General features: G+C 60.1%; 31 protein-coding genes and 1 pseudogene. 1 reads left to right on the top strand and 31 read right to left on the bottom strand.

Translation table 11 applies throughout. The features are described from left to right. Positions 1-74: 74 nt before the first annotated feature. Positions 75-1,231: pseudogene (locus XpopCFBP1817_RS12970) on the top strand (amidase); the annotation flags it as partial. Here XpopCFBP1817_RS12970 and XpopCFBP1817_RS12965 read toward each other — a convergent pair. The 31 genes from XpopCFBP1817_RS12965 to XpopCFBP1817_RS12815 form a co-directional block, all read right to left on the bottom strand. Continuing rightward, positions 1,159-2,331 (bottom strand): mechanosensitive ion channel family protein, encoded by a 1,173-nt coding sequence (locus tag XpopCFBP1817_RS12965; protein ID WP_128417446.1) that lies wholly within the window; start codon positions 2,329-2,331, stop codon positions 1,159-1,161. The pseudogene XpopCFBP1817_RS12970 and the gene XpopCFBP1817_RS12965 overlap by 73 nt on opposite strands. An 85-nt stretch (positions 2,332-2,416) precedes the next feature. After that, complete coding sequence (locus XpopCFBP1817_RS12960; protein WP_128417445.1) at positions 2,417-3,808, bottom strand: class II 3-deoxy-7-phosphoheptulonate synthase; 1,392 nt, start codon at positions 3,806-3,808, stop codon at positions 2,417-2,419. A gap of 43 nt (positions 3,809-3,851) precedes the next feature. Further along, complete coding sequence (locus XpopCFBP1817_RS12955) at positions 3,852-4,370, bottom strand: disulfide bond formation protein B (protein ID WP_128417444.1); 519 nt, start codon at positions 4,368-4,370, stop codon at positions 3,852-3,854. A gap of 324 nt (positions 4,371-4,694) precedes the next feature. After that, positions 4,695-5,078 carry a 50S ribosomal protein L17 gene (rplQ, locus tag XpopCFBP1817_RS12950; RefSeq protein ID WP_003486665.1) on the bottom strand — a complete coding sequence of 128 codons (384 nt, stop codon included), beginning with the start codon at positions 5,076-5,078 and terminating at the stop codon, positions 4,695-4,697. 179 nt (positions 5,079-5,257) lie between these two features. After that, a complete protein-coding gene (locus tag XpopCFBP1817_RS12945) occupies positions 5,258-6,256 on the bottom strand; it encodes a DNA-directed RNA polymerase subunit alpha (RefSeq protein WP_023902826.1) in 999 nt (332 codons plus the stop codon). 53 nt (positions 6,257-6,309) lie between these two features. Beyond that, a complete protein-coding gene (gene rpsD, locus XpopCFBP1817_RS12940) occupies positions 6,310-6,936 on the bottom strand; it encodes a 30S ribosomal protein S4 (RefSeq protein ID WP_002811641.1) in 627 nt (208 codons plus the stop codon). A 14-nt stretch (positions 6,937-6,950) separates the two neighbouring features. Beyond that, complete coding sequence (rpsK, locus tag XpopCFBP1817_RS12935) at positions 6,951-7,343, bottom strand: 30S ribosomal protein S11 (RefSeq protein ID WP_002811645.1); 393 nt, start codon at positions 7,341-7,343, stop codon at positions 6,951-6,953. 10 nt (positions 7,344-7,353) lie between these two features. Next, positions 7,354-7,710, bottom strand: coding sequence for a 30S ribosomal protein S13 (gene rpsM / locus XpopCFBP1817_RS12930; protein ID WP_128417443.1), 357 nt, complete (start codon positions 7,708-7,710; stop codon positions 7,354-7,356). Positions 7,711-8,043: 333 nt separating this feature from the next. Then, positions 8,044-9,411 (bottom strand): preprotein translocase subunit SecY, encoded by a 1,368-nt coding sequence (secY, locus tag XpopCFBP1817_RS12925; RefSeq protein WP_023902825.1) that lies wholly within the window; start codon positions 9,409-9,411, stop codon positions 8,044-8,046. 7 nt (positions 9,412-9,418) lie between these two features. After that, positions 9,419-9,862 (bottom strand): 50S ribosomal protein L15, encoded by a 444-nt coding sequence (gene rplO, locus XpopCFBP1817_RS12920; RefSeq protein ID WP_128417442.1) that lies wholly within the window; start codon positions 9,860-9,862, stop codon positions 9,419-9,421. Between the two features lie 4 nt (positions 9,863-9,866). After that, positions 9,867-10,058 carry a 50S ribosomal protein L30 gene (rpmD, locus tag XpopCFBP1817_RS12915; RefSeq protein ID WP_128417441.1) on the bottom strand — a complete coding sequence of 64 codons (192 nt, stop codon included), beginning with the start codon at positions 10,056-10,058 and terminating at the stop codon, positions 9,867-9,869. Continuing rightward, positions 10,051-10,593 (bottom strand): 30S ribosomal protein S5, encoded by a 543-nt coding sequence (rpsE, locus tag XpopCFBP1817_RS12910; protein ID WP_128417440.1) that lies wholly within the window; start codon positions 10,591-10,593, stop codon positions 10,051-10,053. The genes rpmD and rpsE overlap by 8 nt, the downstream gene beginning before the upstream one ends. A 158-nt stretch (positions 10,594-10,751) precedes the next feature. Next, positions 10,752-11,111, bottom strand: a complete 360-nt coding sequence (gene rplR / locus XpopCFBP1817_RS12905) for a 50S ribosomal protein L18 (RefSeq protein ID WP_128417439.1) — start codon at positions 11,109-11,111, stop codon at positions 10,752-10,754. 88 nt (positions 11,112-11,199) lie between these two features. Next, the gene (rplF, locus tag XpopCFBP1817_RS12900; RefSeq protein ID WP_128417438.1) at positions 11,200-11,727 is read right to left on the bottom strand and encodes a 50S ribosomal protein L6; all 528 of its coding nucleotides are present in this window, start codon (positions 11,725-11,727) and stop codon (positions 11,200-11,202) included. Between the two features lie 15 nt (positions 11,728-11,742). Further along, the gene (gene rpsH / locus XpopCFBP1817_RS12895) at positions 11,743-12,141 is read right to left on the bottom strand and encodes a 30S ribosomal protein S8 (protein ID WP_128417437.1); all 399 of its coding nucleotides are present in this window, start codon (positions 12,139-12,141) and stop codon (positions 11,743-11,745) included. Between the two features lie 202 nt (positions 12,142-12,343). Further along, positions 12,344-12,649 (bottom strand): 30S ribosomal protein S14, encoded by a 306-nt coding sequence (gene rpsN / locus XpopCFBP1817_RS12890; protein ID WP_128417436.1) that lies wholly within the window; start codon positions 12,647-12,649, stop codon positions 12,344-12,346. An 18-nt stretch (positions 12,650-12,667) separates the two neighbouring features. Beyond that, complete coding sequence (rplE, locus tag XpopCFBP1817_RS12885; RefSeq protein WP_128417435.1) at positions 12,668-13,210, bottom strand: 50S ribosomal protein L5; 543 nt, start codon at positions 13,208-13,210, stop codon at positions 12,668-12,670. 11 nt (positions 13,211-13,221) lie between these two features. Next, on the bottom strand, positions 13,222-13,539 hold the full coding sequence (rplX, locus tag XpopCFBP1817_RS12880; protein ID WP_128417434.1) for a 50S ribosomal protein L24: 318 nt from the start codon (positions 13,537-13,539) through the stop codon (positions 13,222-13,224). A gap of 15 nt (positions 13,540-13,554) precedes the next feature. Beyond that, a complete protein-coding gene (gene rplN / locus XpopCFBP1817_RS12875) occupies positions 13,555-13,923 on the bottom strand; it encodes a 50S ribosomal protein L14 (RefSeq protein ID WP_003486699.1) in 369 nt (122 codons plus the stop codon). 14 nt (positions 13,924-13,937) lie between these two features. Beyond that, the gene (gene rpsQ / locus XpopCFBP1817_RS12870) at positions 13,938-14,207 is read right to left on the bottom strand and encodes a 30S ribosomal protein S17 (protein WP_055819384.1); all 270 of its coding nucleotides are present in this window, start codon (positions 14,205-14,207) and stop codon (positions 13,938-13,940) included. 11 nt (positions 14,208-14,218) lie between these two features. Beyond that, positions 14,219-14,404, bottom strand: a complete 186-nt coding sequence (gene rpmC / locus XpopCFBP1817_RS12865) for a 50S ribosomal protein L29 (RefSeq protein WP_006450638.1) — start codon at positions 14,402-14,404, stop codon at positions 14,219-14,221. After that, complete coding sequence (rplP, locus tag XpopCFBP1817_RS12860) at positions 14,404-14,817, bottom strand: 50S ribosomal protein L16 (RefSeq protein ID WP_006450637.1); 414 nt, start codon at positions 14,815-14,817, stop codon at positions 14,404-14,406. The genes rpmC and rplP overlap by 1 nt, the downstream gene beginning before the upstream one ends. A 5-nt stretch (positions 14,818-14,822) precedes the next feature. Beyond that, positions 14,823-15,557, bottom strand: coding sequence for a 30S ribosomal protein S3 (rpsC, locus tag XpopCFBP1817_RS12855; RefSeq protein ID WP_006450636.1), 735 nt, complete (start codon positions 15,555-15,557; stop codon positions 14,823-14,825). A 17-nt stretch (positions 15,558-15,574) separates the two neighbouring features. Next, positions 15,575-15,910, bottom strand: coding sequence for a 50S ribosomal protein L22 (gene rplV, locus XpopCFBP1817_RS12850; protein WP_002811686.1), 336 nt, complete (start codon positions 15,908-15,910; stop codon positions 15,575-15,577). Positions 15,911-15,922: 12 nt separating this feature from the next. Next, positions 15,923-16,192, bottom strand: a complete 270-nt coding sequence (gene rpsS / locus XpopCFBP1817_RS12845; RefSeq protein WP_128417433.1) for a 30S ribosomal protein S19 — start codon at positions 16,190-16,192, stop codon at positions 15,923-15,925. A 6-nt stretch (positions 16,193-16,198) separates the two neighbouring features. Then, positions 16,199-17,026, bottom strand: a complete 828-nt coding sequence (gene rplB, locus XpopCFBP1817_RS12840) for a 50S ribosomal protein L2 (protein WP_128417432.1) — start codon at positions 17,024-17,026, stop codon at positions 16,199-16,201. A 10-nt stretch (positions 17,027-17,036) separates the two neighbouring features. Then, positions 17,037-17,336 carry a 50S ribosomal protein L23 gene (gene rplW / locus XpopCFBP1817_RS12835; protein WP_128417431.1) on the bottom strand — a complete coding sequence of 100 codons (300 nt, stop codon included), beginning with the start codon at positions 17,334-17,336 and terminating at the stop codon, positions 17,037-17,039. Beyond that, positions 17,333-17,938, bottom strand: a complete 606-nt coding sequence (gene rplD, locus XpopCFBP1817_RS12830) for a 50S ribosomal protein L4 (protein WP_128417430.1) — start codon at positions 17,936-17,938, stop codon at positions 17,333-17,335. Before rplD ends, rplW begins: the two co-directional genes overlap by 4 nt. A 12-nt stretch (positions 17,939-17,950) precedes the next feature. Beyond that, positions 17,951-18,601, bottom strand: a complete 651-nt coding sequence (rplC, locus tag XpopCFBP1817_RS12825; protein ID WP_128417429.1) for a 50S ribosomal protein L3 — start codon at positions 18,599-18,601, stop codon at positions 17,951-17,953. Between the two features lie 11 nt (positions 18,602-18,612). Beyond that, the gene (gene rpsJ, locus XpopCFBP1817_RS12820) at positions 18,613-18,927 is read right to left on the bottom strand and encodes a 30S ribosomal protein S10 (protein WP_128417447.1); all 315 of its coding nucleotides are present in this window, start codon (positions 18,925-18,927) and stop codon (positions 18,613-18,615) included. Between the two features lie 466 nt (positions 18,928-19,393). Then, positions 19,394-19,470: EF-Tu C-terminal domain-related protein (locus XpopCFBP1817_RS12815; RefSeq protein ID WP_454480473.1), on the bottom strand; the 77-nt coding region annotated here is incomplete at its 5' end.

Genomic DNA, 19,470 nt, shown 5'->3' with positions numbered 1-19,470 from the left:
ATCATGTCTGTCGTTCTCCGCTGGCAGGGCGTCAAGTCAATGATGGCAGATTGCTGGGGTTTTTAGAGGCTCCTTTAAGCGAATGGGCCAATTTCCGCTCCACCGGGTCCAGCTCCGGCTGGAGCGCACGCGGTGGGCTGACCCGCAATCCTTACGCGCTGGATCGCAATCCCTGCGGCTGCAGTGCCGGCACCGGCGCGACGATCGCGGCCAGCCTGGCCACCGTCGGCATCGGCACCGAAACCGATGGCAGCATTACCTGCCCGGCGTCGGTGAATGGCTGGGTCGGACTCAAACCGACCGTGGGCCTGGTCAGCCGCGACGGCATCATTCCGATTTCTAGCAGCCGGGACACCGCTGGCACGATGACGCGCAGCGTTGCCGATGCTGCTGGAGTACTGCAGGCAATCGCCGCACCGGATCCGCAAGACCCGGCCACGCGCAATGCGCCGGGCTCCACGCCGAACTATCTGGCGCACCTCAAATCCGATGGCTTGCGCGGCGCGCGCCTGCGCCTGTTGCGCAATCCACTGCGCGAGGATGCTGCCATTTCCTCAGCGTTGGATCGCTCCGTGCAGACGCTGCGTGCCGCGGGCGCGATTGTGGTCGAAACCAGCCTGGCGACCGATGGCCAGTGGGATGCCGCTGAGCAAATGGTTTTATTGGTCGAATTCAAGGCCGGCTTGAATGACTATCTGCGCAGCCACGCCGCACAGGTCTCGAGTCTGGAACAGCTGATCGCCTTCAATCGCAGTCGCGCACAGCACGAGATGCCCTACTTCGGACAGGTACTATTTGAGCAGGGGCAGGCATCACCCAGACTCGACGACCCTGCGTATCTCACTGCACGCGCCACCGCCAAACGACTGACCGGGCCGGAAGGCATCGACGCCGCGTTGAAGGCCGATCGCCTGGACGCGCTGATCGTGCCAACCACCGGCGCCGCCTGGGTCACCGATCTGGTCAAGGGCGACACTTTTCCCGGTGCCGGCTACGGGGACGCCGCAGTGGCTGGCTATCCCAGCCTGAGCGTGCAGATGGGGCAGACCCAGGGCCTGCCGCTCGGCTTGCTGTCATGGGCAGCGCCTGGAACGAGCAGCGCTTGATCGAACTGGCTTACGCCTACGAGCAACGCAGCAAGGCGCGCTTTGCGCCCGGCTATGCGCCGACAGCGCCAAGCACACCGGCTGTCGCACCTGCGGTTACTCCCGTAGTCGCAGGCTCGCCGTCTTCAGCCCCGGGCGAGCGCACGCTCTCCTGGGCGATCGGCTCGGCCGCACGCACCGGCGGCTGTTCCTGCGCAGCGATTTCGGCGCGGATCCTGGGCAGCGCGTAGGCGTGCTCGCGGGTCAGAAAATCGATCATGCGTTCGCGCGCGATGCAGCGCAGATCGAACGCATCGCCGGAATTACGCGCACTCACCAGCAAACGCACCTGGATCGTGCTCTCGCTGGTCTCGGTCACCTGGGTCACGCACACGCGCCCATCCCACAAAGGCTCGCTCTTGCAGATTCGCTCCAGCTCCGCGCGCACCGCCGCGATCGGGGTGCGGTAATCCAGCCACAGGAACGCGGTGCCGAGCAGATCGGCGCTGCTGCGCGTCCAGTTCTGGAACGGGTGCTCGATCCACCAGGTCAACGGCACCACCATGCGCCGCTCATCCCAGATCCGCACCACCACATACGAGCTGCCGATCTCCTCGATGCGGCCCCACTCGCCTTCCACGATCACCACATCGTCGAGCCGGATCGGCTGGGTCAACGCGATCTGCAGGCCCGCAATCAGGTTGCCGAATACCGGCTTGGCCGCGATACCAGCCACCAGGCCGATGATGCCGGCCGAGGCCAACAGGGTCTTGCCGATCTGGCGCACCTGTTCGAAACCCAGCAACACTACGGAAATACCGAGCAGGATCACCGCGCCCATCACCACACGGCTCAGCACGCGCGTTTGGGTCTGGATGCGGCGCGCGGTGAGGTTGTCGGAGACTTCGATCGGGTTGCTGCGCAAAATCGCCATCTCGCCGGCAGCGACCGCGCGCACCAACAACCAGGTTACGCAGCCGACGATGCCGACATGCAGCAGATGCTGCACGGCTGCCAATCCTTTGCCGGATAACGGCGTCGCTTCCGTGGCGATGCCCAGAAACAGCAGGGGCAAAATGAAGGCGGCCGACAGAGTCACCACACGGATGATGCGTGCGCGGCGATAGTCGCGGCCTTGCATGCGGCGAAACAGCCACAGCATCAACGACCAGGTGACGATGCCCGCCATCAGCGAGGCACCAAGCGGGATTGCGTATTCGCGGATGACATTCCAATCGGCAGTCAAACCGTTCCTCCTGTGGGGGGAAAGAGGGATGGCCGCTAAATCATGCCGCACGCGGCATGAGCATCACGTCATGCGCACATTGACATCACGCGTCCAGCGGTTGCTCCACCGCCTGTTGTTGCTTGCGCACGATCGCCATCGCGATTTCCAGCGACTGCTCGTAGTTCAAACGCGGATCCACACTGGAACGGTAGGCGCGCTCCAGATCGCGCTCGGTCAACTCGCGCGCACCACCGGTGCATTCGGTCACATCTTCACCGGTCAGTTCCAGATGCACACCTCCCAACCGCGTACCGGCCGCCGCATGCAGATCGAACGACAGCTCCACCTCGCTGCGAATATTGTCGAAACGCCGAGTTTTATAGCCATTTCCGGTGCTTTCGGTATTGCCGTGCATCGCATCGCAGACCCACAACACCCGACGCCCATCGCGCCTTACCGCATCGAGCAGAGGCGGCAACTTTTCGGCAATCTGCGCAGCACCCATGCGATGGATGAAGCTCAAACGTCCAGGTTCGTCTTCCGGATTGAGCACGTCGATCAGACGCAACAGCTGATCCGGCTGCACCGACGGCCCCACCTTGATCGCAATCGGATTGCGCACGCCACGCAGGTACTCCACATGCGCACCATCCAGCGCAGCGGTGCGCATGCCGATCCAGGGGTAATGCGTGCTCAGGTTAAACCAGCCCCACTGGCGCGGCACCTGACGAGTCAGACCTTCCTCGTACGGCAGCAACAGCGCCTCGTGCGACGTGTAGAAGTCGATGCGATTAAGGTTGTACACCTCCGCTCCGGACAAGGTTTCCATGAAACGCACCGCATCACCGATCGACGCCACCATCTTCTGGTAGTCCGCCGATAGCGGCGAATACCCCACCCAATCCAGATTCCAGTATTCGGGATGGTGCAGGTCGGCGAAGCCGCCATCGATCAAGGCCCGCACGAAATTCATCGTCATCGCTGAGCGTGAATGCGCAGTGATCATGCGGCGCGGGTCCGGTATGCGAGCCGCTTCGGTGAACGCCGGCGCATTGATCACATCGCCGCGGTAGCTCGGCAAAGTCACTCCATCGCGGGTTTCGGTATCAGCCGAACGCGGCTTGGCGTACTGGCCGGCAAAGCGGCCAACCCGCACCACCGGCAAGTGCAGGCCATGGACCAGCACCAGGCTCATTTGCAGCAGCACCTTCAAGCGGTTTGAGATCGTGCCCGATTCGCAATCGCTGAAATTCTCAGCGCAATCCCCACCCTGGAGCAGAAAGCGCTTGCCTTCCTGCGCCTCGGCCAGCTGGCGCTTGAGCGCCAAGATTTCCCACGAGGTCACCAGCGGCGGCAACTGCCGCAACTCCTCCAAGGTGTGCTCTAGCGCAGCTGCGTCGGGGTAGCTCGGCATCTGCAGCGCCGGACGCTGGCGCCAACTCTGCGGCGACCAGTGGTCTGCCTCGTTGACCGACTGATGAAGGGAAGCGGACATCGTGAACTCCAGAAATCTCGGGCGCCGGCCATAGCCGGAACGGTTAGAACAACTTGCGCTGACCGCGCTGCTTGAACCCGGCATACAGCGCCCACAGCGCCAGTGCAACGAACCACACCATGCTCCACATCGGCATACTCAGGCCCAGAAACCGCCAATCGATATTGCCGCAATCGCCGGTGCCGGTCAGCACTGTGCGGGACACCTCGAACGGGCCCATTGTCTCGCTCAAAAAGCTCAACGGCGGCCCGCACGAAGACATCATGTCCTTGGGCCGGATCTGCACCCAGACATGCCGTGCCGCGATGCCCATGCCCACGCCGGCAGCGATGAAGCTCAGCACACCATAGAGTTTTCGCGTACCTGGAGCGCGTGGCCCATGCAACGCACCCAGCAGGAAAAAAACGGCCAGCGCTGCGAAGGCGATCCGCTGAAAAATACACAACGGACAGGGCTCAAGCCCCAGATGCAGCTGCACATAGATCGCATAGGCAAGCAAACCTGCGCATGCAAGAAAGCTCAGCAGAAACTGCGCCCGGAAACCCCAACGAAATGGATTCATCGTTACCGCTTGCCTAGGATCAAGTCATCGATTATCCGTCATCGCCGTCGTCATAACCACGGATGCCTGCGCCTGCGCGGTCGTATGGTGCGAAGCACTTAACGGGCAGTTGCATCGCGACATCCAGACACATCGCCGTGCGCGAGCGCTCTCAGCAGCACAGCAACACAAACCAGGCACTGGCGGTTGCTTGCTCCAGTCATTGCGCCGCCCTAAGCACCGCCAACGCCAACGCCAACGCCAACGCAATCACGTTCGACTCATAAATAAAAAAGCCCGGTATTAGCCAGGCTTTCTCAAAAATCTTTGCGAAAAGCGAACCGATTACTCGGCCACTTCCTCGGCGACGACCGGACGGTCGACCAGCTCGACATACGCCATCGGCGCATTGTCACCGGCACGGAAGCCGGCCTTCAGAATGCGCAGGTAGCCGCCTGGACGGGTCGCGTACCGCGGCCCCAGCTCGACGAACAGCTTGCCCACTGCTTCCTTGTCGCGCAGGCGAGCGAACGCCAGACGACGATTGGCAACGCCATCGACCTTGCCGATGGTGATCAGCGGCTCGGCAACGCGACGCAATTCCTTTGCTTTCGGCAAGGTGGTCTTGATGAGCTCGTGCTTGAACAGCGAAGCGGCCATATTGCGGAACATGGCTTCGCGGTGAGCACTGGTACGGTTGAACTTACGACCGGATTTCTGGTGACGCATGAGTGTGATTTCCTAAGAATATTGAGACTGCTTCAGAGACGTTGTCGCCATCCTGGTGCTGTTGAATGGACTGCGGTTGGTCCGAGCCGGCCGTCCTTTGACCGGATGTCACCGCGGGCTTTGGCCCGTCGATGTAAAAAAACAACATGGGCGTCCGAAGACGCCCATGTCTTGACACATTAACCAAGCATGCCGTGCTGAGCGACACCGGCCGGCGGCCAGTTCTCCAGCTTCATGCCCAGTGCAAGGCCGCGCTGTGCCAGCACTTCCTTGATTTCGGTGAGCGACTTCTTACCCAGATTCGGGGTCTTGAGCAGCTCCACTTCGGTCTTCTGGATCAGATCGCCGATGTAGTAGATGCTCTCGGCCTTCAAGCAGTTGGCCGAACGCACGGTCAGCTCGAGATCGTCGATCGGGCGCAACAGCACCGGATCCACGCCGCTGGCAGCCGGCTTGGCCGCACCACGATCGCGGTGGGTGAAATCGCCGAACACCGACAGCTGATCGCTCAGGATGTCGGCGGCAGTGCGCACGGCTTCCTCTGCATCGATCGTGCCGTTGGTTTCGATATCGATCACTAGCTTGTCGAGGTCGGTCCGCTGCTCGACGCGTGCAGCTTCCACGGCGTAGGCAACGCGACGCACCGGCGAGAACGACGCATCCAGCATCAGACGACCGATGGTGCGTGTCTCTTCGTCAGGACGACGACGTGCGGCAGCGGGCTGGTAGCCGAAACCACGCTCGATCTTCAGGCGCATGTTCAGCGCCGTGTCCTTGGTCAGGTGGCAGATCACGTGGTCGCCGTTGACGATCTCGACGTTGTGATCGGTCCTGATGTCGGCCGCAGTGACCGTACCCGGACCCTGCTTGGACAGCGAAAGCGTGGCGCTGTCGCCACTGTGCATACGAATCGCCACGTCTTTCAGGTTGAGCAGGACGTCAAGCACGTCTTCCTGCAGCCCTTCGACCGTGGTGTACTCGTGCAGCACGCCATCGATCTCGACCTCGGTGATCGCAAAACCCGGGATCGACGACAACAGAACACGACGCAGGGCATTGCCCAGCGTGTGCCCGTAACCGCGCTCCAAGGGCTCGATCACGACTTTTGCGCGATTGTCGGTAAGACGTTCGATCTGCGGACCACGGGGGCGTAGAACCTGGTTGGCGGTAACCGTCATGTTGCGGGGTCTCCTGCGAACCTCCGGCAGTGCCGGAGGCTCTCCAATGTGAATTACTTCGAATACAACTCGACGATCAGCGCTTCGTTGATATCCGAAGGCAGGTCGGCACGATCCGGAACAGCCTTGAACACGCCGCTGAACTTCTTCGAATCGACTTCGACCCACGACGGCGTCATGTCGTGCTGCTCAGCCACGGTCAGGGCTTCCTGCACGCGGAGCTGCTTCTGTGCTTTTTCCGACAACGTGATCGCATCGCCAGCCTTGATCTGGTACGAAGCCAGATTCACAGACTTGCCATTGACCAGCACGCCACGGTGCGACACCAGCTGGCGCGCGGCCGGACGGGTGACGGCAAAGCCCATGCGGTAGCAGACGTTGTCCAGACGGGTTTCCAACAACTGCAGCAGGTTCTCGCCGGTGTTGCCCTTCTTGGTCGAGGCCTTCTTGTAGTAGTTGCGGAACTGACGTTCCAGCAAACCGTAGATGCGCTTGACCTTCTGCTTTTCACGCAGCTGGGTAGCGTAGTCGGAGAGCTTGCCTTTGCGCGCCGCGCCGTGTTGGCCGGGCTTCTGCTCAAGCTTGCACTTGGAGTCGAGCGCACGCGCGGGGCTCTTGAGGGAAAGGTCGGCGCCTTCGCGGCGGGCGAGCTTACAGGTAGGACCGATATAGCGAGCCATTTCTTATCGCTCCCTTAGACGCGACGCTTCTTCGGCGGACGGCACCCGTTGTGCGGGATTGGCGTCACGTCGATGATGTTGGTGATCTTGTAGCCCACGTTGTTCAACGAACGCACGGCCGACTCACGGCCCGGACCCGGACCTTTGATACGCACTTCCAGCGACTTCACGCCGTAATCGAGCGCAGCGCGGCCAGCCTTTTCGGCGGCAACCTGAGCAGCGAACGGGGTCGACTTACGCGAACCACGGAACCCGGCGCCGCCGGACGTAGCCCACGACAGTGCATTGCCCTGGCGATCGGTGATGGTGATGATGGTGTTGTTGAACGAAGCATGGACGTGGGCGACGCCATCGGTGATGACGCGCTTGATCTTCTTCTTCGTTTTCTTTTCTGCTGGCTTTGCCATGATCTATCCCTTACTTCCTGATCGCCTTGCGCGGACCCTTACGGGTGCGGGCGTTGGTACGGGTACGCTGACCACGCAGCGGGAGACCACGACGATGACGCAGACCGCGGTAGCAGCCCAGATCCATCAGTCGCTTGATCGCGATGCCGATTTCACGGCGAAGGTCGCCTTCGACGACATACTTGCCAACTTCGGCGCGTAAACGCTCGATTTCGGGTTCGGACAGATCACGAATCTTCGTGCTCGAAGTAACCCCTGCGGATTCGCAGAGCTTCTTCGAACGGGTACGGCCGATGCCGTAGATGCTTTGCAACCCGACCCAGACGTGCTTCTGGGCTGGCAGGTTGACGCCTGCAATACGCGCCATGACGCGATTCTCCAACTGAGTGATGGCCCGACAGCGCCCAGGCGCCATCCGGCAGGATGGATAAAAAGTTAACTAGGAATTGTAGCAAGGCCTCGGATTGCTTTGAAGCCCGTGGAACCAAAAAGTTCCATGGACCCGGCGTGGGGAGTGTGCCCTCGCTCCGGCGCCGGACGATGTTGATCCAGAAAACTTCTCCGAATCGCCTGTACTACTCCCGCACAGGACCACATCGTCACACCCACGCGCGAGACGTCGCGCGAGCCGCCCTTCTGATCGGAAGGTCGTGTCCCGGGAACCAGGACGTCTTCACGTAATGAATTTCAAGTGTACCACTTAACCGCGCGCCAGACCGCCGCGCGAGCCGCCCTTGAGGTTGGCCTTCTTCAGCAAACTCTCATACTGGTGCGACATCAGATGCGCCTGGATCTGCGCAATGAAGTCCATAACCACCACCACCGCGATCAACAACGAGGTGCCACCGAAGTGGAACGAAGTGCCAAGCTGCGTGCGCATGATTTCCGGCAGCAAGCAGACGATGACCAGGTACAACGAACCAGCAGCAGTCAAACGCGTCAGCACACCATCCACATAATCCGCAGTCGCCTTGCCCGGACGAATACCCGGAATCAATGCACCGGACTTCTTGAGGTTATCGGCAGTTTCCTGCGAGTTGAACACCAGCGCGGTATAGAAGAACGCGAAACCAATGATCAGTGCAGCAAACACCAGCATGTGCACCGGCTCGCCGGGTCCAAGCGCATTAGCGATCTTCTGCAGCCACGAACCAACGCCACTGCCCGATGCCGCCTGACCGGACCACATCGACAACGTTGCCGGGAAGGCCAGGATGCTGGATGCAAAGATCGGCGGAATCACGCCTGCCATGTTGAGCTTCAACGGCAGGAACGAGGTCTGATTCATGTACGCATTACGGCCGCCTTGGCGACGCGCGTAATTCACGGTAATACGTCGCTGACCGCGTTCAACGAACACCACAAACAGCGTAAACGCCAGGATGGTGATGACGATCAGCAACAACGAGATAAAGCTCAGATTGCCTTCGCGAAACGCTTCGACGGTCTGAATTGCGCCAGACGGAAGCCCTGCGACAATACCTGCGAAGATAATCAACGACACACCGTTACCGATGCCGCGTTCGGTGACCTGCTCGCCCACCCACATCAAGAAGATGGTACCGGCAGTCAGTGCGATCACTGCGGTGAGCACGAAGCCCATGCCCGGCGCGTACACCACCGGAGCGCCACCCGGCGCGGTCTGATTCTGCAGCGCCAACGCGATACTACCGCCCTGCACCACTGCCAGAAGCACCGCACCGATGCGTGAATACTGTGTGATCTTGCGTCGGCCGGACTCGCCTTCTTTCTGCATCGCCTTGAGCGCGGGAAAAATGTGCGTGGCCAACTGGATCACGATCGATGCCGAGATATACGGCATCACGTTCAACGCAAAGATACTGAAACGGTGCAGGGCGCCGCCCGAGAACATGTTGAACATGTCCACGATGCCGCCACCCTGCGCCTGCATCAACGAAAGCATGGCATCGGGATTCACGCCAGGCACTGGCACATAGCAGCCGATGCGATAGACGATCAATGCCCCGAGGACGAACAACAGCCGCTGACGAAGCTCTGTGAACTTGCCAAGCCCGCCACCGAGGTTACCAATGCCAGCCTGCGCCATCTGCCGATTACTCCTCTACGCTGCCGCCGGCAGCTTCGATTGCTGCCTTGGCGCCTGCAGTTGCAGCAACACCCTTCAGCACGAACTTCTTGCTCAGCTCGCCCTTCAGCACGATCTTCGCCTTCTTGGCGCGGCTCGGGACCAGATTGCCCGCAAGCAACGCTGCAAAGTCGACCTCACCGGCTTCCAGCTTATCCAACTGGTAGGACAACACTTCGGCACTGTCACGCGCCATCTTGGAGCGGAAACCGATCTTCGGCAGACGACGCTGCATCGGAGTCTGGCCGCCTTCGAAGCCGGCCTTGATCTTGCCGCCGCCCTTACGAGCGAACGAGCCCTTGTGGCCGCGGCCGCAGGTCTTGCCAAGGCCGGAGCCGATGCCACGACCTACGCGCGTGCGCTCAGTACGTGCGCCGTCGGCGGGCTTGAGGTCATTGAGATGCATAGTCATAGGATTAGTCCTCAACCTTGACGAGGTAGTGAACCGTATTGATCAGGCCACGCAGCTGGGGGCTGTCCTTGAGTTCACGCACATCGTTGATCTTATTCAGGCCCAACGCATGCACCGACAGGCGGTGACGCGACTGGGTACCACGCAGGCCGCGCACCAAACGCACCTTCACAGTCTTGCCAGTGTCCTTAGCCATGATTCAGCTCCTCCACCTTCTTGCCACGCTTGGCAGCAACGCGCGCAGGCGACTGCACTTCCGACAGACCCTTCAGCGTTGCACGGACCAAATTGATAGGGTTACGCGAACCGACCGCTTTGGCCAGCACGTTCTTCACGCCAACGGCTTCCAGCACAGCGCGCATGGCGCCACCAGCGATGACGCCGGTACCTTCCGAAGCAGGCTGCATGTAAACGCGAGCTGCGCCATGACCGGACTTGACGGCATGCCACAAGGTGCCGTTGTTCAGATCGACACTAGCCAGGTTCTTGCGCGCCTGTTCCATCGACTTCTGGATGGCGACCGGCACTTCGCGCGCCTTGCCATAACCAAACCCGACCCTACCCAGGCCGTCGCCGACCACGGTCAGCGCGGTGAAGGTGAACTGGCGACCGCCCTTGACCGTCTTGCTAACGCGATTGACCGCGACCAGCTTTTCGATCATGCCATCGTCGACTTTCTCTTCGCGATTACGGTCGCGATCACGACCTCGCGGTGCACGTTCTTCTGCCATTTTGATTCCTTGATTGATTGAGTATGTACGGCTCGGGGCCGCTTATAGTTGTGTAATAGAACTGTGTTCCCAGCACCGTTGCAAAAGAACGGGACAGTCCGGCATCTCCCAGCCGGCGGCAATACAACTGTGGCCGATGGCCACAGTTGCAGCAGTGCTTAGAACTTCAGGCCGCCTTCGCGAGCTGCGTCGGCCAGCGCCTGGATACGGCCGTGGTAGCGGTAACCCGAGCGATCGAATGCGACCTTCTCGATCCCTGCAGCCTTCGCGCGCTCGGCGATCAGCTTGCCAACCTTGACGGCCGCATCGCTGTTCTTGCCGTTCTTCAGACCTTCCTTGACATCGGCCTGCAGGGTGTTCGCAGCAGCGATCACCTTGGAGCCATCGGCTGTGAAGACCTGCGCATACAAATGTTGACCGGTGCGCAGCACCGACAGGCGGGCGACGCCCAGTTCACGGATGTGCGAACGGGTGGACTTGGCGCGACGCAGACGGGCGATGTTCTTGTTGATGCTCATGATATTTATCCTACGGAAGCTGAAGGGAAAGCGTGCTCCTGCCAAAAGTCCGCACAGGGATGTGCGGACCCTGGCGAGGGACTCGCCATTACGCCTTCTTGGCTTCCTTGCGAATGATGACTTCACCGGCGTACTTCACACCCTTGCCCTTGTAGGGCTCCGGCGGACGGAAACCGCGAATCTTGGCGGCAACTTCGCCGACGCGCTGCTTGTCGGCGCCCTGAACCACAATTTCGGTCTGGGTCGGGGTCGACAGCGTGATGCCTTCCGGCGCCACGAACACCAGCGGGTGCGAGAAACCGAGCGCCAGACTCAAGTCCTTGCCCTGCATGGCAGCGCGGTAACCGACGCCGACCAGCTCAAGCTTGCGCTCGAAGCCATCGGACACACCCTTGACCATATTGGCCAGGATGGCGCGCACGGTGCCGGTGATGGCCAGCTGCGACGGATCGTTGGCCGACAGGGTTGCAACATCGCCGTCGATGGTGATTTCGACGCCAACCGGCTTCGGCAGGGTCAGGGTGCCTTTAGGGCCCTTGACGCTGACCAGCTCGGGCTGGACGTTGAGCTCAACACCCTTTGGAAGGGACACAGGCTTCTTGGCTACACGGGACATGTTCGATTCCTTCCCTTAGGCCACGAAGCACAGGACTTCACCACCAACGCCGGCTTCGCGAGCCTGCGCATCGGTCATGATGCCTTTCGACGTGGACATGATGGCGACGCCAAGTCCACCCAGGACCTTGGGCAGCTCGGTCTTACCGCGGTACTGGCGCAGACCCGAGCGCGAGAAACGCTTAAGGGTCTCGATGACAGGACGGCCTTCGAAATATTTCAGTACGATTTCAAGCTCCGACTTGTTGTTCTCGGTCGCTGTCACGCGCAGGTCGGTGATGTAACCCTCGTCCTTCAGGACTTGAGCGATCGCAACCTTGATCTTGGACGACGGCAATTTCACCGTCTGCTTACCAACCGCGGCAGCATTCTTGATGCGTACCAGCAGGTCGGCGATGGGATCAGTCATGCTCATATGAGTACCTTTGAGTGCACCGATATCCGCTTTCGCGAAAATCTTGTGTTTTCCTGGGGATGGGCCAGAACCCTTTACGCCATGCCCAGCCCTCTATGGGCGAGACAGAAGCAGAAGTATACGACAAAAGAGCCCGACTTACGTCGGACTCCCTTGGACAGGACAATCCTGTTCAAACCGGCAACGAGCGACCGGAATGCAGTTACCAACTTGCCTTACGCAAGCCCGGAACGTCGCCGTTCATCGTGGCCTTGCGCAGCATGTTGCGACCCAGACCAAACTTGCGGTAGACACCGCGCGGACGACCGGAAAGTTCGCAACGGTTGCGGTGGCGGCTCGGCGACGAATCCCGCGGCAGCTTCTGCAACTTGGTCGAGGCATCGATCTTCTCTTCGTAGGACGCATCCTGACTGGAGAGGATCTTCTTCAGCGCATCACGCTTGCCGGCGAATTTCTTCGCCAGCTTTGCACGCTTGATGTCGCGGCGGATCATGGAGGTCTTTGCCATTTCGGATGTTCTCTACGGTCAGTTACGGAACGGGAACTTGAACGCTGCCAGCAGCGCCTTCGCTTCCGCATCCGTCTTGGCGGTGGTGGTGATGGCAATATCCATACCCCTGATCGCGTCGACAGCGTCGAAATCGATTTCCGGGAAGATGATCTGCTCCTTCACACCCATATTGAAATTGCCACGGCCGTCAAAGGAACGACCGGAAACACCGCGGAAGTCGCGCACGCGCGGCAGCGAGATGTTGATCAGACGATCCAGGAACTCATACATCTTGGCGCGACGCAACGTAGTCTTGCAGCCGATCGGCCAACCGTCGCGGATCTTGAACGATGCGACCGAAACGCGCGACTTGGTGACCACCGGCTTTTGACCGGAGATCTTGGACATGTCGCCGACCGAATTTTCCAGAATCTTCTTGTTGGTCGCCGCCTCGCCCACGCCCATATTGAGCGTGACCTTGACCAACCTCGGCACCTGCATCGGATTGGTGTAGCCGAACTCCTTCATCAGGGCCGGCACCACGTTTTCCTTGTAAAACTTTTCGAGACGCGTGTTCATGATCTCATTCCTCAGGCGTCGAGCGCCTCACCGCTGGAGCGGAACACACGCAATTTGCGTCCATCCTCCAGCACCTTGAAGCCAACGCGCTCGCCCTTGCCCGTTGCCGGGTTGACGATATTGACGTTGGAGATATGGATCGACGCTTCACGCTCGACCACGCCGCCGGCGACACCCGCCTGCGGGTTCGGCTTGGTGTGGCGCTTGATGATGTTGGCGTTGGAAACGATCACGCGATCGCCATCCACACGCACAACCTCACCGTGCTTACCCTTGTCCTTACCGGTGTTGATGACGACCTGGTCGCCCTTCTTGATACGGTTAGCCATGTATATGTCCTCCGCTCACAGCACTTCGGGAGCGAGCGAGACGATCTTCATGAACTTCTCGGAACGCAGCTCGCGCGTCACCGGCCCGAAGATGCGGGTCCCGATCGGCTCCTGCTTGTTGTTCAACAGCACAGCGGCGTTGCCATCGAAGCGGATCAGCGAACCGTCTGGACGGCGCACACCCTTGCGGGTACGAACCACGACGGCGTCGTAGACTTCGCCTTTCTTGACCTTGCCACGCGGGATGGCGTCCTTGACGGTCACCTTGATGATGTCACCAATGTGTGCGTAGCGGCGCTTCGAGCCGCCCAGCACCTTGATGCACATCACCTCCTTGGCACCCGAATTGTCGGCCACATCGAGGTAGCTCTGCATCTGGATCATGATTCAGATCTCCCTTAGCCGGCCGAACGGGTGACGATTTCAACCACCCGCCAGTTCTTGGTCTTGGACATTGGAGCAATTTCGGTCACACGAACGACGTCGCCTTCATTACAGGCATTGTCGGCATCGTGTGCGTGGAGCTTGGACGAGCGCTTGATGTACTTACCGTACAGCGGGTGCTTGACCTGGCGCTCCACCAACACGGTGACCGTCTTGTCCATCTTGTTGCTGACGACACGGCCTTCGACCGTGCGCAGCGCTTGCTTTTCGTTGTTATCGCTCATCGCTGCCGTCCTTACTTGGTGCTGCCGAGCAGGTACTTGACGCGAGCAATCTCGCGGCGTACCCGGCGGGTATCGTGGGTCTTCGGCAGCTGGCCGGTGACCTGCTGCATACGGAGCGAAAACTGCTCCTTACGCAAATCGGTCAGGTGAGCCTTCAGTTCGTCAGCCGACTTCTCGCGGAGTTGTTTGATGTCCATCAACGCACCGTCCGGGTCACGAAAGTGGTAGTCACCGACAGCTTCGCAGCGGCGAGGCGGAATGCCTCACGTGCGACATCTTCGGGAATACCTTCGATTTCATAGATCATGCGGCCCGGCTGAATCTGCGCGACCCAGTACTCCACGTTGCCCTTACCGGAGCCCATGCGGACTTCGATCGGCTTCTTGGTGATCGGCTTATCGGGGAACACACGAATCCACATCTTGCCGCCCTTCTTGACGTGGCGGCTGATCGTACGACGTGCTGCTTCAATCTGACGCGCGGTCAGCTGACCGTGCGCGGTTGCCTTGAGGCCATACTCGCCGAAGCTGACGGCGTTTCCGCTCCATGCAAGACCGTCGTTACGGCCCTTGTGCATCTTGCGATATTTGGTTCGCTTGGGTTGCAACATTGCCGTTACCTCGCTTCACGAGCCGGGCGCGAAGGACGGTCACCACGGTCGCCACGATCGTTACGATCGTTGCGCGGGCTGTCGTCCTGCTTCTCCTGGCCAACCTGGGAGAAGTCGAAGACCTCACCCTTATAGATCCAGACCTTGATGCCGATGATGCCGTAGGTCGTGGACGCCTCAGCAAAACCGTAATCGATGTCGGCACGTAGCGTGTGCAGCGGAACGCGGCCTTCGCGGTACCACTCCGAACGGGCGATTTCTGCACCGTTTAGGCGGCCAGCCACGTTGACCTTGATGCCCAGGGCACCCAGGCGCATCGCATTACCGACCGAGCGCTTCATTGCACGGCGGAACATGATGCGACGCTCAAGCTGCTGCGCGATCGACTCGGCGACCAGCTGCGCATCCAGCTCCGGCTTGCGCACTTCGGTGACGTTGATGTGGGCAGGAACGCCCATCATCGCGCTCACTTCCTTACGCAGCTTTTCGATGTCCTCGCCACGCTTGCCGATCACCACGCCCGGACGGGCGGTATGGATCGTCACGCGGGCGGTCTTGGCAGGGCGCTCGATCAAGATCTTGCTGATACCTGCCTGCGCGAGCTTTTTGCGCAGCATTTCACGCACTTTCAGGTCGGCTGCCAGATAACCGGCGAAATCGGCCTTGTTTGCGTACCACTTGGAATTCCAGTCCTTGGCGATGCCAAGACGGATTCCAGTCGGATGAACTTTATGACCCATGGTCTTTTCCTTTCCGCTTACTTGGCGGCGCCAACAATCACAGTGATGTGACTGGTGCGCTTGAGGATGCGGGTACCGCGGCCTTTCGCCCGCGCCATGAAACGCTTCAGGGAGGGACCTTCATCAACCATGATGGTCTTGACCTTCAGCTCGTCGACATCCGCGCCCTGATTGTTCTCAGCATTGGCAATAGCCGACTCCACCACCTTTTTGATCAGGTGTGCAGCCTTCTTGTCCGAGAACTTCAGTAGATTGACCGCACGTTCGGCGGACAGTCCACGCACCTGATCAGCGACCAGGCGGGCCTTCTGCGGGGAGATGCGCGCAGTGCGCAGGATTGCTTTCGCTTCCATCGTCATCTCTCCTTACCTGCTCGACTTCTTGTCGCCACCGTGACCCTTGAAGGTCCGGGTGACGGCAAATTCGCCGAGCTTGTAGCCGACCATATTCTCGTTGACGAGCACCGGAATATGGTTCTTACCGTTATGCACGGCGATGGTGATACCTACCATTTCGGGCAGGATCATCGAACGGCGCGACCAGGTCTTGATCGGCTTCTTGCTACCCGCAGCGGACTCCACCTTCTTTGCAAGGTGGTGATCGACGAACGGGCCCTTCTTAAGTGAACGTGCCATGGTCGATTAACCCCTACGATCGCGGACGATGAATTGCTGGGTGCGCTTGTTCTTGCGCGTCTTGTAACCCTTGGTCGGAACACCCCAGGGGGTGACCGGATGCGGATTACCCTGACCAGCCTTCGCTTCGCCACCACCGTGCGGGTGATCGACCGGGTTCATGGCCGCACCGCGAACGGTCGGACGAACACCGCGCCAGCGCTTGGCGCCAGCCTTGCCCAGTTTTTCGAGGTTGTGCTCGTCGTTACCGACTTCACCGATGGTGGCGCGGCACTCGACCGGCACCTTGCGCATTTCACCCGAGCGCAGGCGCAGCGTGGCATAGATGCCTTCGCGAGCGACCAGCTGGACGGCGGCACCGGCAGCACGTGCGATCTGAGCGCCCTTACCCGGCTTCAGCTCGATACCGTGCACCGTCGTACCGACCGGGATGTTGCGCAGCGGCAGCGTGTTGCCGGTCTTGATCGGCGCGTTGGCACCAGCAATGACCTGATCTCCAGCCTTCAAGCCCTTGGGGGCGATGATGTAGCGACGCTCGCCGTCGACATAGCACAGCAGGGCGATATGAGCGGTACGGTTCGGATCGTATTCTATCCGCTCCACACGCGCCGGAATGCCTTCCTTGTTGCGCTTGAAGTCGATGATGCGGTAGTGCTGCTTGTGGCCACCACCGACGTGACGCACGGTGATGCGGCCATGGTGGTTACGACCACCGGACTTGCTCTGCAAGTCGAGCAGCGCCGCGTGCGGTGCGCCCTTGTGCAGATCGGGAGTAACCACGCGCACGGTGGAACGACGGCCGGGAGAGGTTGGTTTGAACTTCATCAATGGCATGGGATGGACCTCAGGCCTTGGCCGTTACGTCGATGGATTGACCATCAACCAAGCGGACGTACGCCTTGCGCCAATCGCCGCGGCTACCAGCACGGTTACGGAAGGACTTACTCTTGCCCTTGACGTTGACCACGTTGACAGCTTTGACCTTGACGTCGAACAACTGCTCAACTGCAGCCTTTACATCGGCTTTGGTGGCTTCGTTCGAAACTTCGAAGACATACTGGTTGGAGATTTCCTGCAGGCGCGCGGTCTTTTCGGAGACCCGCGGAGCACGCAGCACGCTGAAGATTTTTTCGTTGCTGCTCATGCCAGCCACTCCTCGATCCTCTTGACCGCATCAGCGGTGATCACGACCGTATCGGCCCCGACCAAAGCGACCGGATCCAGACCCTGCACGTCAAGCACCTGCACATACGGCAGATTGCGGGCTGACAGATACAGGTGCTCGGAGGCCTCTTCGGTGACGATCAGCGGGCGCTTGCCCACATCCAGTCCCTTCAGCTTCTCGATCAGACCCTGGGTCTTGGTTGCTTCGACGTCGAACGCTTCGACGATCATCAGGCGCCCCTGGCGGTTAAGCTCAGAGAAGATCGCGCAGATGGCCGCACGGTACATCTTGCGATTGACTTTCTGTTCGAAGCTGCGCGGCTTGGCCGCGAAGGTCACGCCGCCGCCGACGAAGATCGGAGCCGTCAACGCGCCATGACGCGCACCGCCGCCCTTCTGCTTTTTCGACTTCTTGGTGGTGCCCGCAACTTCCGAACGCGTCTTCTGTGCCTTGGTACCAGCGCGACCGGCATTGCGATAAGCGACGACAACCTGGTGAACCAGATCTTCGCTGAATTCGCGACCGAACACGGCATCGGAGACCGAGACCTTGTTGTTGCTACCCGTGATAACGAGTTCCATCGTCATCTCTCCTTATGCCTTGCTCGCCGGACGGACGATCACGTCGCCACCAGCTGCGCCAGGCACGGCGCCGCGGATAGCAATCAAACCACGTTCGACGTCGACCTTGACCACTTCCAGGTTCTGCGTGCTTTGCTGCACGGCGCCCATGTGGCCCGACATCTTCTTACCCGGGAAAACGCGACCCGGGGTCTGGCGCTGACCCAACGAACCCGGCGCGCGATGCGACAGCGAGTTACCGTGAGTTGCATCGCCCATACGGAAGTTGTAACGCTTGATGGTGCCCTGGAAACCCTTACCCTTGGTAACGCCCTGTACGTCGACCTTCTGGCCGACCTCGAAGATGTCCGCCTTGATCTCGCCGCCGACGGCAAAATCGCCGAGCTGCGCATCTTCAACGCGGAATTCCCACAGGCCGCGGCCCGCTTCCACCTTCGCCTTGGCGAAGTGACCAGTAGCCGGCTTGTTGACCAGCGCGGCACGGCGGGCACCAACGGTAATCTGCACTGCGCTATAGCCGTCAGCTTCGACGGTCTTGATCTGCGCGATGCGGTTTGGAGTTGCTTCGATCAGCGTGACCGGTACCGCGCGGCCGTCTTCAGTAAAGACGCGGCTCATACCAGCCTTGCGGCCCACGAAGCCCAACGAATATTTCTTCGTCATGGTCGTAGCCCTCAGGTCAGCTTGATCTGGACGTCGACGCCAGCCGCGAGTTCGAGCTTCATCAGCGCGTCCACGGTCTTGTCGTTCGGGTCGACGATATCGATCACACGCTTGTGCGTGCGGGTTTCGTATTGGTCACGTGCATCCTTGTCGGCATGCGGGGATACGAGAATTGTGTAACGTTCGATCTTGGTCGGCAACGGGATCGGGCCACGCACTTGCGCGCCGGTCCGCCTAGCCGTTTCGACGATCTCTCTGGCCGAACGTTCGATCAATAGAGGATCGAACGCCTTCAACCGAATCCGGATATTTTGTTGTTCCGACATGACGGAAGATTCCTTCATTAAAAGAGCGACGGGCAAGGCCTCTGGGATACCTGCCCCGATATTCCTGCGTAGATGAAATCGCCATGCATCCTGCCAGCGAGGGCATTTCCTCCACCCAAAAACTGAGGCAGGCCGGTAAACCGGCCTGCCCAGACAGAAAATTATAGCGCGTAACGGTAGCGCTGTCAACAACGCGCGCGTTGTTAAGTGCTCTATGCAACGCGACCTTCCCGGTCTGGCGAACACGAGCGACGTCCTGCCGTTCTTTTCGCTGTAACTCTGAGCCCTACCCAGGGACGCCGGGCGGCGCATTATAGCGAGGCGCTTTTACTGGCGCAAGCGCCCCATCATGCAAATTGCGTTGTACGCACATATTTCTCCTCAACAAAAAAGGGCCGGCTTGCGCCGACCCTTTACTTTGCTTACATGCTGATCCAGCGACAAGACGTCACAGGACTGCAGGCACTTACTTGATGATCTTGGCAACCACGCCGGCGCCGACGGTGCGGCCACCTTCACGAATTGCGAAGCGCAGACCTTCGT

Source organism: Xanthomonas populi, from assembly GCF_002940065.1.
Classification (GTDB): Bacteria; Pseudomonadota; Gammaproteobacteria; order Xanthomonadales; family Xanthomonadaceae; genus Xanthomonas; species Xanthomonas populi.
This window is presented reverse-complemented; position numbering and strand designations above follow the sequence as displayed.

Excerpts from the sequence above, each read along its gene's own strand:
- XpopCFBP1817_RS12960 (WP_128417445.1), bottom strand. The coding sequence starts at position 3,808 with ATGTCCGCTTCCCTTCATCAGTCGGTCAACGAGGCAGACCACTGGTCG.
- XpopCFBP1817_RS12955 (WP_128417444.1), bottom strand. The coding sequence starts at position 4,370 with ATGAATCCATTTCGTTGGGGTTTCCGGGCGCAGTTTCTGCTGAGCTTT.
- rplQ (WP_003486665.1), bottom strand. The coding sequence starts at position 5,078 with ATGCGTCACCAGAAATCCGGTCGTAAGTTCAACCGTACCAGTGCTCAC.
- XpopCFBP1817_RS12945 (WP_023902826.1), bottom strand. The coding sequence starts at position 6,256 with ATGACGGTTACCGCCAACCAGGTTCTACGCCCCCGTGGTCCGCAGATC.
- rpsD (WP_002811641.1), bottom strand. The coding sequence starts at position 6,936 with ATGGCTCGCTATATCGGTCCTACCTGTAAGCTCGCCCGCCGCGAAGGC.
- rpsK (WP_002811645.1), bottom strand. The coding sequence starts at position 7,343 with ATGGCAAAGCCAGCAGAAAAGAAAACGAAGAAGAAGATCAAGCGCGTC.
- rpsM (WP_128417443.1), bottom strand. The coding sequence starts at position 7,710 with ATGGCGCGTATTGCAGGCGTCAACCTGCCAGCCCAGAAGCACGTCTGG.
- secY (WP_023902825.1), bottom strand. The coding sequence starts at position 9,411 with ATGGCGCAGGCTGGCATTGGTAACCTCGGTGGCGGGCTTGGCAAGTTC.
- rplO (WP_128417442.1), bottom strand. The coding sequence starts at position 9,862 with ATGACTATGCATCTCAATGACCTCAAGCCCGCCGACGGCGCACGTACT.
- rpmD (WP_128417441.1), bottom strand. The coding sequence starts at position 10,058 with ATGGCTAAGGACACTGGCAAGACTGTGAAGGTGCGTTTGGTGCGCGGC.
- rpsE (WP_128417440.1), bottom strand. The coding sequence starts at position 10,593 with ATGGCAGAAGAACGTGCACCGCGAGGTCGTGATCGCGACCGTAATCGC.
- rplR (WP_128417439.1), bottom strand. The coding sequence starts at position 11,111 with ATGAGCATCAACAAGAACATCGCCCGTCTGCGTCGCGCCAAGTCCACC.
- rplF (WP_128417438.1), bottom strand. The coding sequence starts at position 11,727 with ATGTCCCGTGTAGCCAAGAAGCCTGTGTCCCTTCCAAAGGGTGTTGAG.
- rpsH (WP_128417437.1), bottom strand. The coding sequence starts at position 12,141 with ATGAGCATGACTGATCCCATCGCCGACCTGCTGGTACGCATCAAGAAT.
- rpsN (WP_128417436.1), bottom strand. The coding sequence starts at position 12,649 with ATGGCAAAGACCTCCATGATCCGCCGCGACATCAAGCGTGCAAAGCTG.
- rplE (WP_128417435.1), bottom strand. The coding sequence starts at position 13,210 with ATGAACACGCGTCTCGAAAAGTTTTACAAGGAAAACGTGGTGCCGGCC.
- rplX (WP_128417434.1), bottom strand. The coding sequence starts at position 13,539 with ATGGCTAACCGTATCAAGAAGGGCGACCAGGTCGTCATCAACACCGGT.
- rplN (WP_003486699.1), bottom strand. The coding sequence starts at position 13,923 with ATGATCCAGATGCAGAGCTACCTCGATGTGGCCGACAATTCGGGTGCC.
- rpsQ (WP_055819384.1), bottom strand. The coding sequence starts at position 14,207 with ATGAGCGATAACAACGAAAAGCAAGCGCTGCGCACGGTCGAAGGCCGT.
- rpmC (WP_006450638.1), bottom strand. The coding sequence starts at position 14,404 with ATGGACATCAAACAACTCCGCGAGAAGTCGGCTGACGAACTGAAGGCT.
- rplP (WP_006450637.1), bottom strand. The coding sequence starts at position 14,817 with ATGTTGCAACCCAAGCGAACCAAATATCGCAAGATGCACAAGGGCCGT.
- rpsC (WP_006450636.1), bottom strand. The coding sequence starts at position 15,557 with ATGGGTCATAAAGTTCATCCGACTGGAATCCGTCTTGGCATCGCCAAG.
- rplV (WP_002811686.1), bottom strand. The coding sequence starts at position 15,910 with ATGGAAGCGAAAGCAATCCTGCGCACTGCGCGCATCTCCCCGCAGAAG.
- rpsS (WP_128417433.1), bottom strand. The coding sequence starts at position 16,192 with ATGGCACGTTCACTTAAGAAGGGCCCGTTCGTCGATCACCACCTTGCA.
- rplB (WP_128417432.1), bottom strand. The coding sequence starts at position 17,026 with ATGCCATTGATGAAGTTCAAACCAACCTCTCCCGGCCGTCGTTCCACC.
- rplW (WP_128417431.1), bottom strand. The coding sequence starts at position 17,336 with ATGAGCAGCAACGAAAAAATCTTCAGCGTGCTGCGTGCTCCGCGGGTC.
- rplD (WP_128417430.1), bottom strand. The coding sequence starts at position 17,938 with ATGGAACTCGTTATCACGGGTAGCAACAACAAGGTCTCGGTCTCCGAT.
- rplC (WP_128417429.1), bottom strand. The coding sequence starts at position 18,601 with ATGACGAAGAAATATTCGTTGGGCTTCGTGGGCCGCAAGGCTGGTATG.
- rpsJ (WP_128417447.1), bottom strand. The coding sequence starts at position 18,927 with ATGTCGGAACAACAAAATATCCGGATTCGGTTGAAGGCGTTCGATCCT.